This is a genomic window from Olivibacter sp. 47, assembly GCF_030372825.1.
GTDB classification, from domain to species: Bacteria; Bacteroidota; Bacteroidia; order Sphingobacteriales; family Sphingobacteriaceae; genus Olivibacter; species Olivibacter oleidegradans.
Genome location: NZ_JAUCNR010000001.1, coordinates 1,089,164 through 1,101,940, shown reverse-complemented (window position 1 = coordinate 1,101,940; position 12,777 = coordinate 1,089,164). Strand labels below are relative to the sequence as shown.

The following is a 12,777-nucleotide window of genomic DNA, read 5'->3' as shown; positions in this document are numbered from 1 at the left end:
AGCATTATTTGCGAATTAAAGACCTTGAATCAGCAATTATTTTTTATCACGACTCAGATGTTATTTTCAGAACCTTACCTGATTTCGAGCAATTGAGAAGAGGCGATACCTGGTACGTTTCTGATACTCATACATATTTATCCGTCGAATACATTAAGAAATACGGAGGTGATAGACTATTAAGTGAAATGTGTCAAGTAATGGACATACCCGTTTCTACGATACTTAAAAATAACAAAAATACCGGTGGTGCACAATATCTCCTGAAAAATGTAAAAGCTGATTTTTGGTACACTATTGAAGAAGATACTGAAAATCTTTATTATCATCTCAGTGATTTTAATAACGAAAAGGCCGAAGAGGAATATCTCTTAACAGGTTTAAGACGTAGTGAATTTCACGGGTTACAAGCTTGGTATGCCGACATGTGGGCAATATTATGGCGAGCTTGGTCATTAGATATAACAGTAAAAACACATGATGAGTTGAAATTTTGTTGGGCCGATGATCCCAATGTCCTCTATGAATCAACAAAAATCTTACATTATTCAGGATCCGCTCAAAGGGGCAACGGAAAAAATTTTTCAAAAACTGATTATGCAAATTTTTCACCATGGCATGATTCAAAACTCAATTTTTCTTCAAAAGAAATCGCTTCACATGCTGTGATTAAGTATGTACACCGGGTTCGGGATACCCAAAAAAGAGCAGATCTCAGTGATACAAGTTTCTTAATTCCCATCAGAGCTGACTCGGAAGAAAGATTAGAAAACCTTTATCAAGTATGTAGCTATCTCGATAAGTACTTTAAAACCCATATACTAATTGCGGAGTCCGATTCCATGGCCCGCGTCGATAAATCACTATTACCGTTAGGGTGCCAACTGTTCTTTCTAGAAGATGAGAATCCGATTTTACATAGGACAAGCCTAAATAATTGGTTGATTAAGAAAGCAGATACGCCCATTATAGCAATTTATGATACGGACGCGGTAATACCCATTCAACAAATTTTGGAAAGTGTAAACCGCTTAAGATATGATTTTTGCGATATGGTTTATCCTTATGATGGGACCTTTGTTTTGCTGGATGAATTGTTCAAACAGATGTTCGCTAAAGTTTTGGATCCGTCTTTATTGTCCGTTAACAAAAACAAGTTTGTTGTTGATACGAGGCGTTCATGCGGAGGTGTGGTTTTTCTTAATCGGAATAGCTATATATCGGCCGGATTGGAAAATGAGCATTTCAAAAGCTGGGGCCCTGAAGATCGAGAACGTATGAAGCGGATGGATACGTTGGGTTTCCGAATCGATCGCGTAGGAGGAGCGCTTTATCATCTACCGCATCCCCGATCGGAAAATTCAAAAATGGCCGATGAAGTACAGGAACGATATATGGAGGAGTATTTCAAGATTTGCAACATGGATAAAAACGAACTGAAAGCCTATACAGAAGCATGGCATTGGCGTTAAATAATGTACACATGGAACAAACGATCGGCATAGACAACCAGTTAACCAGTCAACAAAGTGTGCGGTTTTTAGAGTCGCATATCGGGCGAAGTATCCACCATTTTCTTAAAGCTTTCCACTCCAGGGGTGAACAAGACACAAGAAAAGCGTTTGCAATATTAGATGATTTGCCAGATTTGGTATTAAACACTGATAATTTAAACTTTTTAAATGGTTTAGCGGGGATAGGTTGGGGTTTAGAGTGGATTGTTCAAAATTCATTTGCACCCTTCAACACCGATGAAATATTGGAAGACATTGATGATGAATTGTATAAAGCGGTTATTTATGCTCCCAATGAAAACCTTGATATACAACAAGGTTCACTGGGAACAGCGTTGTACTTTCAATTGCGAAATAGCAATATAAACCCAAAAAGTAATAGGTACCGTCAACTCTGTTTTCAGGAATGCTTGGTACTACTTACAGATGACGTTCGATATAAAGTTGATCAACAGATTATGCCGAACACCGGTCTTACGGATTCGGATGTAATAAGGGTGGCGGGCCAGACGCTGATCGTGCTCAGTTTTTTATTGCCAGCTCGTATTAATGTTCACACGATTGAAAAAACACTTTATCGGCTAATAGAGTGGTCAGAATCTATAATCGAAACAGGTCTGCGTGCAGGGCCGGAAAATGCGGATCATCAATCCTTACACTTTCTGTGTTCCTGTGCACACACAGCCGCCATATCGTTAGGATATAAACGTTGGACGGCAAGCTTTGCGTCATTGAACTCCTCGTTAGGTTTTCGTCAGGAACACGACTTAACCCGTTATACCAACTTGGTGTACGGAGGTGCGCTACCTGACTATAACCATCAACCGAGAGTGGTGGAGATGGTAAGCTCGTTAACAAAAGCCGGCCGGAATACTCTTAATCATATTCTTTTAATTTGTTAATTGTACTATGGTGCCAACGGTAATTCATCAAATTGTAGGTGGCGTTAAAAACGATGTCGTTCAGCATTGTCTTGCATCCTGGCAATTGCTCAAACAGTTGGATTTCACAATTAAATATTGGAACGATGATGATCTGATGCAGTTTCTACAATCCGAATTCCCCTTTGCTGTAGAAGCCTTTAAACAAGCCAGAAATTTCGCAGAAGCAGCAGATATTGCGCGGTATTTAATTGTATATCGACACGGCGGTTATTACATAGATTGGGACGTTCAGTTGGTTATTCCGAATGAATTTATTAGGTATCATTTAGCATGTCCAAAGGGTTATTTATTAATTGATCCTGTAAATGATTCATTGGCGTCGGAGTTTTTTTGTGCACCGCCAAGGGAGAATTACCTGCTACAAGTAGCTAAAGATATCGTTTCTGCTTATGAAAGCGGTATGCGTGATCTTATTTCGACCCCCTACTATTCAGGGCCGTACCGGATGCGAGATACCTTAGCAGAAAATTCATCAACCCGTCAGCAGCTAATTCCGGTAAAGGAACTTTTCGAATATGATTACAATGAAATAAGGGAAATGGCGGAAAGACAACCCAGCAAAGCGGCCATCCATTATTGGCTGCATACCTGGCTAGATAATGTAAAATGAATATATAAAGGAAGGCGATGTTAACCTATGTCCAAAAAAATAAAATTCCATCGGCAGTTAGATCAAATGGATTGCGGTCCCATATGCCTGAAAATGGTTGCCGCGTATTTCGGTAAGTCAATAAGCCTTCAGCAATTACGGGATTACTGTCAGATAAATCGAGAAGGCGTGTCAATGTATAGTATAGCAGATGCTGCGGAGAAAATAGGAATTCACACACGCGGCGTATTCTTACCTCTTTCAGAGCTCAAGGAAGCGCCTATGCCGGCTATTATACACTGGGATCAAAATCATTTCGTTGTGCTCTTTAAGCATCGCAAGAGTAATTTTACAGTTGCCGATCCGGGTATGGGTATTATTCGGTATTCCGAGCAAGAGTTTTTGCAGCATTGGGGCCAGGATAAGGGAAATGGCATCGCGCTGCTTTTAGATCCAACACCTGCTTTTTTTAAATCGGAAGAAGAAGAAGAAAAAAAGTCAGGCTTTGGCAAGTTTTTCATGTACATGTTTCGGTACAAAAAACTTCTTGCGCAACTCTTTATTGGGTTTTTGGTAGGCAGTTTTTTGCAGATTTTGATACCCTTCCTAACACAATCGATTGTTGACATAGGTATTCCCACGCAAGATATGGCGTTGATTAACCTGTTACTTATTGCCCAATTCGCACTACTAATAGGGCGTACAGGCGTAGATTTTATAAGATCATGGATATTGCTTCATATAAGCACGCGTCTTAACATCTTTGTACTTACAGATTTCTTTAGCAAATTAATGCGCTTGCCTATCAGTTTCTTTGATTCAAAAAAAACAGGCGATATATTACAACGTATTGACGATCAGAAGCGGATAGAAAGTTTCCTTACAGGGCAAACCCTGAATATCGGCTTTTCGATTTTTAATCTGCTGATATTTTCAATGGTGCTGGCATTTTACAACTTGAAAGTCTTTGGAATATTTATTTTAGGCACCGTGTTATACGGTGTATGGATCTATGTGTTTTTAGAAAGGAGAAAGCAGCTCGACTATAAGCGCTTCGATATTTCTGCCAAGACGCAATCCACAACGATACAACTCGTGCAGGGTATGCAAGAGATCAAGCTGAGTGGCACTGAGAAGAAAAAGCGGTGGGATTGGGAACATCTTCAGGCAAAATTATTTCATTTCAATGTGCGTTCGCTAGCCTTAGGGCAATATCAACAAGCGGGCGGGGTCTTTTTCAACGAAGGGAAAAATTTATTGATTATTTATGTCGTAGCAACAGCTGTAATAAGCGGTGATATGTCGCTGGGAGGATTAGTAGCCGTCCAGTATATAATTGGGCAGCTTAGTAGTCCCGTCGAACAATTTTTAAGCTTTGTGCAAAGTTATCAGGATGCAAAGCTTAGCTTGGAAAGACTTAATGATCTTTACGAGCTGGAAGATGAGGAAGGAGAAAGCAAGTTACTTTACAACGAACTGCCAGAGAGTGTGACTATTTCCTTGAAGGGAGTCAGTTTTAGTTATCCGGGAGGCAAACCCGTTTTAACAGATCTAACCCTTTATATACCGCAAGGAAAAACGACGGCCATAGTTGGCGTAAGCGGCAGCGGGAAGACAACACTGGTTAAACTGCTGTTAGGATTCTATCAGTCGTATCATGGCGATATCAAAATAGGTGATATATCACTGGAACAGTTTAACCCAAAATTTTGGAAACTCCAATGTGGTGTTGTGATGCAAGATAGCTTTATATTTTCCGATTCGATAGAAGCAAATATTACGCTTTCTGAAAAGCCAGTTGACAAGAGTTTGTTAAAAAAAGCAATTCAAATGGCTTGTTTAGAAGATTTTGTCCGACTTCTTCCAAACGGATTAAAGACGCAGATTGGCGCAGAAGGAAATGGAATTAGCCAAGGTCAAAAACAGCGAATTTTAATAGCGCGTGCGATCTATAAGCAAGCACCGTTTGTTTTTTTTGACGAGGCTACCAATGCGCTCGATGCAAATAATGAGAAAGCGATTATTGAAAATTTAAATTCCTTTTTCGTGAATCGCACGGTAGTTGTGGTTGCCCATAGGTTGAGCACGGTAAAAACCGCTGATAATATTGTGGTGCTAGACGGTGGAGGTATTGTTGAGCAAGGTACCCACCATCATCTTTTAGGTCTAAAGGGTAAGTACTACGAATTGGTAAGCAATCAATTGGAGCTCGAAAATTAACGTAGTCACATATGCCAACTATTCAAGAATACAACAACGATTTTAGTGAAGAGCTACAAGACATCATCACCGATGTGCCGAGTTGGCTTGTACGGTGGGGGATAAGTATCTTCTTTACCATACTCGTTATTTTTGTAGTCGCAGCTGCATTTATTCCCGCCCCTGATATTTTAAAAGCTACTGCAGTAATTGAGAATAAGCAACCACCACAAGCCGTGGTAGCAGGTAGCAGCGGAAAGTTAGTAAATCTGTTGGTTAGAGAGACTCAGCAGGTCGATAGCGGCTCGGTTCTTGGTTTTTTACAGAGCACCGCTCAACATCGTGATATTCTTGCTTTAAGTGAGAAGATTGATACGATGCTTGCATATGCCGCTTCGAAAGATTTTAAAACATTAGGGACATTTAACTTAGCCAGTGTAAGGCATTTAGGGGAATTACAGGGCAGTTATCAAGTGTTTTTGGAAAAATTCATTAGTTTCAGCGCTTTTCTGGAAAGTGGGTTATTGGCAAAGCAACACCAGTCTATGAAAAACGAAATTCACAATCTAAAGGCTCAAAACCTTCAGGCTTCGAAACAGTTACAGTTACAGGAAGATGATTACCGCCTTCAGAAAGAAAATTATGATGCTTATAAAAAGCTCTTCGACAAAAAGCTTATATCATCGCAAGAATACAGATATGCGGAGAGTCGGCTCATTAACAGCGAAATGCCCGTTCAGCAAACAAGGTCAGCCATTTTAGCTAACCGTTCTCAAATGGAACAGATACAAAGTAAAATGTTAACCTTGGAGAATGAAGTGAATGAGCGAAAAGCAAGTTATCTCAGCGTCATCAATAACTTCAAGAGTGAGCTCGATCAATGGAAACGAAAGTATGTATTAACTGCAAGTATAAGCGGTACGGTTGTTTTTCATAAACGACTGGTGCAAGGGCAATGGCTTACCGCCGACGAGCCTGCTCTTTTTATCGAACCTAATCGTATCAGTGAATATATTGGCCGGTTACATATTGATCAATTTTCCTTGGGAAAGGTAAGAGAAGGACAACGAGTACTGCTCAAAGTTCGCGCATATCCATATCAAGAGTTCGGTCTTCTGCATGGCAGAATAGATTATCTCTCCGATATAAACTTTTCTGATTCGCTATATAGCGCAAAGATCACGCTCATAAATGGCAATAATACGTCCTATAAACGAAAAATTCAGCTAAAAAATGGCTTGATAGCAAATGCAGAAGTTATAACCGAGAAAAGAAATTTACTAAATAAGCTGTTCGATAACGTGTATTCTTTATTCAAGAACAGGTAAAGAAATACGTTAAACAGTTTGCCTTGTGAAGATTTAACACGATATCCAACCGAAATGATAACATCGAGATTATAGGGCTCTATTTTCCGTTTTACCTTTCTATTTCCTTCAAGTTGAACTGTCAAGGATTCCTTGACAGTTGCCACTCTATTTAACTCGCCTTCTTTAAAACAATTATCGATGTGAAGACTTATATGCTGTTTCGTCTGATTAACCAAAAAAAGCTAAGTCGTTTTATCCTCCCGGGGATTTATAGATAGCATACTTTATGCAGGCAAAGTGAGCCGATCGGATTTAATTACAATTAATTTTTGCGATCTTAACCTAGATTAAGATCGAATGAATTTGGTTGCACTACTTTTGCTAAAGAATTAGGGCAAGATTACTTGACATTAACTATCACAAACTTTAAAAATTTAAGAAAAATGAGCACGCTAAAATTAAAAGACGGAACAGAGATTTTTTACAAAGACCAGGGAGAAGGCCCGGTTTTGATGTTTCATCATGGATGGCCATTATCTTCAGACGACTGGGATGCACAGGTGATTTTCTTTTTACAAAAAGGCTATCGTGTAATCGCGCATGACAGAAGAGGTCACGGCCGTTCCAGCCAGAATATTTATGGTCACACTATCGAGCAATACGCTTCTGACGCGGCTGAGCTGGTTGAGTTTTTGGGGTTAAAAGAAGTGGTACACATAGGCCACTCCACAGGTGGCGGTGAAGTAATCCGTTATGTAAACAAGTATGCCAAAGGTAGAGCGAAGAAAGCTGTTTTAATCAGTGCAGTTCCGCCTGTTATGGTAAAAAGTGAATCTAATCCTGATGGTGTCCCAATGGAAGTATTTGACAATATCAGAGAACAGACATTAAATAATAGAAGCCAATTTTATATTGACTTAACTTTCCCTTTCTATGGCTATAACCGTGAAGGTGCAGATATAAAGGAAGGTGTGCAGAGGAACTGGTGGCGGCAAGGAATGATGGGCGGCATCGTTGCCCACTATGATGGAATTAAAGCTTTTTCAGAAACTGATTTTACAGAAGATTTAAAGGCAGTTGATATTCCGGTCTTAGTGTTGCACGGTGAAGATGACCAAATCGTACCAATAGAGAATTCAGCTATAAAATCTGCGAAGCTGCTGAAAAACGGGAAGCTGATTACGTACCCTGGTTTCTCGCACGGAATGCCTACCACAGAGCATCAGACTATTAATAAAGACCTTTTGGAATTTATCCGGTCTTAATCGAACATAATCATTATAGTGGCGGTTTGTTCCAAATTTTCATACCCAAACCAGAATAGAATATGCTTTGCCAACCATTCTGATCTTGGTGCCTTTCCAGCTTGTTTTTACCAAGCTACTGTACTTTCTGGTTGATCGGTATACAGAAAAGAATAAGCAACCGACAAACAACGAATCGTAGCCGTCGGAAGCCCGCAAAATAAGTGGGCTTCCGATTACCTGATCTTCATTTTAGCTCCGGCTATGCCCTTTTTCCCCAGCCGCAGCAAGTTTTGGCCTCTAAAATCATAAAGATATGAATTAGCTCCATTGCCGTCTTTCCGGTTTCCTGCTTCAGCAGATCACTCAGATAGCGTGGAGAAACAAATAGCTGATCAGCCAGAAATGCCACATTCGGAAGCCCGCTTTTTACCATCAGACCCTGATTTAAATATTTTCTCAGCAGATCGTTAAACTTGGACGCTGTCTTCCCGATGACTTGCGCCCTATCAACAAATTGTCTTTTGTAATAGCGCTGCGCATACTTCAGGATAGAGGAAATATGGCTCAAAATAATTTCACGGCTGTATTCGTCCGGATTATTAAAGTATTCTGTCTGGATTTTTGAATGAAGCTCCAATATAATCTGTTCTTCTTTCGGGGAAAGATGCAGCGCCTCTGTAACTTCGTAATCAAAAAAGCTGTATTTCTCGATTTCTTTGAAAAGTTCATGACCATGCAGGTAATCTTCATGGATCATCAGCATATATCCTTTTTCTTCGAATTCAAGATCTTTCATTTCGATGATCTGCCGTGGTTTGGCGAAGAAAAGGCATCCGTTATCGTGATCATAGCTCGTACGTCCGTACATAAAATTGCCGGATTTAATTTTCTTAAAAGCAATTACATAACAGTCGGTCGTAAATTCCCTATTTCCCAATTTACATTCGGACTGACAGCCGATCATACTGAAGAGCGGATGCTGCGGGGCTTCCCATTGATTGCCCAGATGTAATGCTGTAAGGGTTTTATAATGTTGCATCGGTTCAATTTTATCTATGTTAAAAAGATTTTACCAAAGGCAGGATTCATTTAACGTAAAAAAAGGTTGATATGTCCTACTGTATGATCACGATATTGGTGTTGTTAACGATCATCATTCAAGCGATGAGTCATTTCAGCTTCTTCTAATGTCCGTGAGCAGCAATACTGACCTGTTTCCAGTTTTGGATATCTTCAAGCCTTTTGGTATATACATCATTAATGACCTGATAGGCAATTCTACCGAACAATATGCGCTTGGGCGGATTTTCGCTATCGATGATGTTCAAAACCGGCTCAACGGTCGCTTCCGGTTTTCCCCAGGTGTCAGGATTGTCACCGCTCTCTGCAAAAGCTGCGCGCACCGGGTTGTAATCCGTAATCTCCGAAGAAGTCTGAACCGCAGATGCTCCAGCCCAATCTGTTGCAAAACCATTGGGCTCAATTAAAGTGGTTTTAATACCCAAGTGGGCAGTTTCCGAACCGATCGTTTCGATCAAACCCTCTACGGCAAATTTCGAAGCATTATATAATCCCAATAATGGCAGTGTCGTTAGTCCAAGAAAGCTTGAGACCTGAATAATATGACCGCTCTTTTGCTCCCTCATAATAGGCAATACTGCCTGAGCGACCCACAGTGATCCGAAAAAATTGGTTTCCATCTGATCACGGGCCTGCTGCTCGGATGTTTCTTCGGTTGTTCCAAACAAGCCAAAGCCGGCGTTATTAATCACTACATCGATCCGTCCAAAATGGTCCTTGATCTTTTTAACAGCTGAAAAAACATCTTCACGGCTGTTAACATCCAATTTCACTTCTAAAATACTGTCACCGTAAGCAGATTTTAAATCTGCCAGCGCACTGATATTTCTTGCCGACGCGGCAACTTTATCCCCTCTTTTAAGTAAGGCCTCAGCCCATATTTTTCCAAATCCTTTGGAAGCTCCTGTTATAAAAACTATTTTGCTCATTTTTATTTTTCTTGTTTTGTTAACCTATTTATAAAAAGCACCGTATTATCCATGCGCTGCTTCTGAAACATCCTTCCATTCTTTCCACTGCTGAAGTTTTTCACCATAAACCCTTTCTGTTTTGACATATCCCAATTTGCCCAGAAATAGTCTAAGCGGCGGGTTTTCGCTGTCGATCAGTTTCAAGATAGCTGGAACAGTGGCTTTGGGAGTACCATAATCATCCGGTCCAAGTCCCTCAATTTTCCCCAAGCTTTCCCTCAATGGATTATATACATCGAGCGAATCGCCGAATACCGCTGAACTTCCTCCAAATTCAGTTTTGTACCCATTCGGCTCAATCAAAGTTACATGGATACCAAAATCTTTGACCTCACTAGCCAGCGCTTCACTAAGTCCCTCTACCGCAAATTTGGTTGCATTGTAAATACCGAAAGTGGGAAGGCTCCATACACCGAGTACACTTGAAAGCTGGATGATATGTCCGTGGGCCTGTGCTCTCAGGATCGGCAGTGCCGCCTGCGTCACCCATAGTGTTCCGAACAGATTCGCATCGAAAACATCTCTTGCTACTTTTTCCCTCACTTCCTCTACTGCACCGAAAACTCCATAACCTGCATTGTTGATCACCACATCAAGCTGACCGAAATGTTCTTTAGCTTTGTTAACGGTAGCAAATACGGCTTCTCTATCGGTAATATCAAGCTGTAGCGGTAAAAACTGATCACCATACTTTTCTGACAGCGCTGTAAAAGCGTTAGCTCTTCTGGAGGTTGCCGCTACGTTGTCTCCACGTTGCAATAGTGCTTCAGCCCATAGTTTTCCAAATCCCGATGTTGCGCCTGTAATGAAAATTGTCTTTGCCATTTTGTTATTGTTTAGAATTTTATTTGTTATTTTGATAAGACAAAGTTATATCCAGACCAGGCCTTTGCTCTACTCCATATCAGCGGAAGAATAGCACAGATTTACGAAAATGTAATTTTGGATCATTTCAACGAGTAATTTTTTAAAATCAGACACATTGGAAAAGATCAATCATTATAAAAGCATAACCGAACTTCACGAAAGAAGTGGCTTTGAAACTCCAAAACATCCACTTTTAAGCCTGATGACCTGTAAAGAACTTATGACCTATTCGGTCGGAGAAGACAGATTCACAGGTGACTTTTATATGATTGCCCTGAAAAAGATCAAGTCGGGATATGTCCTTTATGGTAAAACAAAATATGACCACAGCAACGGTTCCGCTGTTTTCGTGAAGCCAAGACAGATTATCGAAGTCAGTAACGTCCAGTTTGCAGAAAAGGGTTTTGTTATATTTTTCCATGAGGATTACCTGGCCGGACACATCCTGCATAAACAGATCAAAAACTATGGTTATTTTGAGTATGAGATAAACGAAGCGCTTCACTTATCGCCTGCTGAGGAAGTGATTATGTGGGAGCTATATGAAAAGATAAGGAAAGAATATGACGAAAACTCGGATGAGTTCAGCCGTGAAATTATACTGTCACATATTGATTCCATCCTAAAATATTCATACCGTTTTTATAAAAGACAGTTTTCGGATCGAAGCAACAACGTTTCGGGCGCAACGCTTAAAAGGTTTCAGGCAGTATTACAGACCTATTTTGATAAGAAACTGCACCTAAAAGATGGGTTGCCCACCGTAAACTATCTCGCGGGAGAACTGTTTCTGTCAAGCAGGTATCTGAGCGATCTTCTGAAGCAGGAAACCGGGAAAACCGCGCTGGAGCATGTCCATATCTATCTGGTAACAGAAGCGAAAAATCTATTGTTGGGATCAGACAGCAGCATTTCCGGAATTGCCTATGATCTGGGGTTTGAAAGCCCATCGTATTTTACGCGTCTATTTAAAAAAGTAGCAGGCCTAACGCCGGCTCAATTCAAGGAAGCAAAGAATTAGTTTCAAGGTTTAATATTATATACCAAATCTCTTGTAAATCAGTAATCATATCAACATAATGATTTTACGAGAGAAGTGCCCCCTAAATTTGAAATAAGAACATAAACGGCTAGAATTACAACATCTGTTAGATTTTATTCTTTCCGATCTCGTATCCAACTTTTTTTCTCGGCTTTTCTTCTTTTTCAATAAACTTACTAAGATAACTGAAAAGCACCTCGATTTTTTGGTCCTGTTTTATCATCTGTTCTTCTACCTGTTCTACCCTCAAAAATACATCCTTATGGGCCACTAACAGTTCCCGGATTTTAGTGTATATACGTACGATCTGGATATTGACCTGGATGGCTTGAGGTGGAGGAGATAGAACCGCTGTTTTCGCTTTACATTTTACTTGGTTTTCTTACTCTACTTAAAGTTTCTTTCACTACTCCTAAATATGATGCAATGTGATGAAGAGGAAATCGCTGGACGATTTCCGGATAACACCGTAAGAATCTTTCGTAACGTTGCAAAGCATTTAAGCTTATTGCTGCGTCCAACCTTTTTTGAAATGCGATGTGATTATTTTCGCTCATTTTCCAGAACATACGTTGAATCGCGGGTATTTCCAGAAGTAAATCAAGATCCGACCTCCGAAAGACAAGTAGGTCTGTATCCTCCCATGCCTCAATATAATATGTTGACGGAATACGATGTATAAAGCTTTCGCGATCTGTGATCCACCAGTTTTCAATACATAGTTGGTTAATGCATTCCATACCGTTTTCCGATATGCTAAATTGGCGCACAGCCCCTTTAAGAATAAAGCCCGTATATGCACATATACTTCCCTCTTCGAGGAACAGCTGTTTACGACGGAGTTTTTTAGGTTTCATGATACTGGCAATACGGTCCCTATCAAAAGGTAGAAGTTGAGCATCGCTGTATCGTTCGATATAATCAAAAAGCGGGTCGTACATTCTTCATTAATTTTTGGTATCGTACAAATAGCATGCATACCAAAAATAATAAAAAATTCCGCTTTTCAAAATA

The 12,777-nt window shown here is 40.2% G+C and carries 12 protein-coding genes; 7 read left to right on the top strand and 5 right to left on the bottom strand.

The window, feature by feature from the left end:
• Positions 1 to 8 precede the first annotated feature (8 nt).
• Genes QT327_RS04840 through QT327_RS04820 form a run of 5 tightly spaced genes read left to right on the top strand, consistent with a single transcriptional unit; the run spans position 9 to position 6,574 of the window.
• Entirely contained in the window at positions 9 to 1,472 is a 1,464-nt protein-coding gene (locus QT327_RS04840) for a galactosyltransferase-related protein (protein WP_289552213.1), read from the top strand.
• 11 nt (positions 1,473 to 1,483) lie between these two features.
• Positions 1,484 to 2,416 carry a hypothetical protein gene (locus QT327_RS04835; RefSeq protein WP_289552212.1) on the top strand — a complete coding sequence of 311 codons (933 nt, stop codon included), beginning with the start codon at positions 1,484 to 1,486 and terminating at the stop codon, positions 2,414 to 2,416.
• Positions 2,417 to 2,423: 7 nt separating this feature from the next.
• Positions 2,424 to 3,068: a glycosyltransferase family 32 protein gene (locus QT327_RS04830; protein WP_149106169.1), complete on the top strand. Its 645-nt coding sequence runs from the start codon at positions 2,424 to 2,426 to the stop codon at positions 3,066 to 3,068.
• A gap of 27 nt (positions 3,069 to 3,095) precedes the next feature.
• Positions 3,096 to 5,267 (top strand): peptidase domain-containing ABC transporter, encoded by a 2,172-nt coding sequence (locus QT327_RS04825; RefSeq protein ID WP_289552211.1) that lies wholly within the window; start codon positions 3,096 to 3,098, stop codon positions 5,265 to 5,267.
• A gap of 11 nt (positions 5,268 to 5,278) precedes the next feature.
• A complete protein-coding gene (locus tag QT327_RS04820) occupies positions 5,279 to 6,574 on the top strand; it encodes an HlyD family secretion protein (protein ID WP_149106167.1) in 1,296 nt (431 codons plus the stop codon).
• On the opposite strand, the gene rhuM is transcribed toward QT327_RS04820, so the two are convergent.
• Positions 6,469 to 6,720, bottom strand: coding sequence for a RhuM family protein (gene rhuM, locus QT327_RS28165; RefSeq protein WP_354004748.1), 252 nt, complete (start codon positions 6,718 to 6,720; stop codon positions 6,469 to 6,471). The two genes, QT327_RS04820 and rhuM, sit on opposite strands and share 106 nt — an antisense overlap.
• A 279-nt stretch (positions 6,721 to 6,999) precedes the next feature.
• Between rhuM and QT327_RS04815 the strand changes: the two genes are divergently transcribed.
• On the top strand, positions 7,000 to 7,821 hold the full coding sequence (locus tag QT327_RS04815) for an alpha/beta fold hydrolase (protein WP_149106165.1): 822 nt from the start codon (positions 7,000 to 7,002) through the stop codon (positions 7,819 to 7,821).
• Between the two features lie 241 nt (positions 7,822 to 8,062).
• Here QT327_RS04815 and QT327_RS04810 read toward each other — a convergent pair whose 3' ends face one another.
• From QT327_RS04810 to QT327_RS04800, 3 genes are all read right to left on the bottom strand, one after another.
• Positions 8,063 to 8,842, bottom strand: coding sequence for a helix-turn-helix domain-containing protein (locus QT327_RS04810; RefSeq protein ID WP_130856606.1), 780 nt, complete (start codon positions 8,840 to 8,842; stop codon positions 8,063 to 8,065).
• 145 nt (positions 8,843 to 8,987) lie between these two features.
• On the bottom strand, positions 8,988 to 9,812 hold the full coding sequence (locus tag QT327_RS04805) for an SDR family NAD(P)-dependent oxidoreductase (protein WP_289552210.1): 825 nt from the start codon (positions 9,810 to 9,812) through the stop codon (positions 8,988 to 8,990).
• Positions 9,813 to 9,857: 45 nt separating this feature from the next.
• Positions 9,858 to 10,679: an SDR family NAD(P)-dependent oxidoreductase gene (locus tag QT327_RS04800; RefSeq protein ID WP_289552209.1), complete on the bottom strand. Its 822-nt coding sequence runs from the start codon at positions 10,677 to 10,679 to the stop codon at positions 9,858 to 9,860.
• A gap of 157 nt (positions 10,680 to 10,836) precedes the next feature.
• Between QT327_RS04800 and QT327_RS04795 the strand changes: the two genes are divergently transcribed.
• Entirely contained in the window at positions 10,837 to 11,742 is a 906-nt protein-coding gene (locus tag QT327_RS04795) for a helix-turn-helix domain-containing protein (protein ID WP_289552207.1), read from the top strand.
• Positions 11,743 to 12,125: 383 nt separating this feature from the next.
• Here the strand turns inward: QT327_RS04795 and QT327_RS04790 are convergent, their stop codons facing one another.
• A complete protein-coding gene (locus tag QT327_RS04790; protein ID WP_149106163.1) occupies positions 12,126 to 12,704 on the bottom strand; it encodes a Crp/Fnr family transcriptional regulator in 579 nt (192 codons plus the stop codon).
• Between the last annotated feature and the right edge of the window lie 73 nt (positions 12,705 to 12,777).

What these genes read in the sequence shown, in the direction of transcription:
- QT327_RS04815 (WP_149106165.1), top strand. Translation starts at nt 7,000, where the DNA reads ATGAGCACGCTAAAATTAAAAGACGGAACAGAGATTTTTTACAAAGAC.
- QT327_RS04805 (WP_289552210.1), bottom strand. Translation starts at nt 9,812, where the DNA reads ATGAGCAAAATAGTTTTTATAACAGGAGCTTCCAAAGGATTTGGAAAA.
- QT327_RS04800 (WP_289552209.1), bottom strand. Translation starts at nt 10,679, where the DNA reads ATGGCAAAGACAATTTTCATTACAGGCGCAACATCGGGATTTGGAAAA.
- QT327_RS04790 (WP_149106163.1), bottom strand. Translation starts at nt 12,704, where the DNA reads ATGTACGACCCGCTTTTTGATTATATCGAACGATACAGCGATGCTCAA.
- QT327_RS04830 (WP_149106169.1), top strand. Translation starts at nt 2,424, where the DNA reads ATGGTGCCAACGGTAATTCATCAAATTGTAGGTGGCGTTAAAAACGAT.
- QT327_RS04825 (WP_289552211.1), top strand. Translation starts at nt 3,096, where the DNA reads ATGTCCAAAAAAATAAAATTCCATCGGCAGTTAGATCAAATGGATTGC.
- QT327_RS04835 (WP_289552212.1), top strand. Translation starts at nt 1,484, where the DNA reads ATGGAACAAACGATCGGCATAGACAACCAGTTAACCAGTCAACAAAGT.
- QT327_RS04820 (WP_149106167.1), top strand. Translation starts at nt 5,279, where the DNA reads ATGCCAACTATTCAAGAATACAACAACGATTTTAGTGAAGAGCTACAA.
- QT327_RS04810 (WP_130856606.1), bottom strand. Translation starts at nt 8,842, where the DNA reads ATGCAACATTATAAAACCCTTACAGCATTACATCTGGGCAATCAATGG.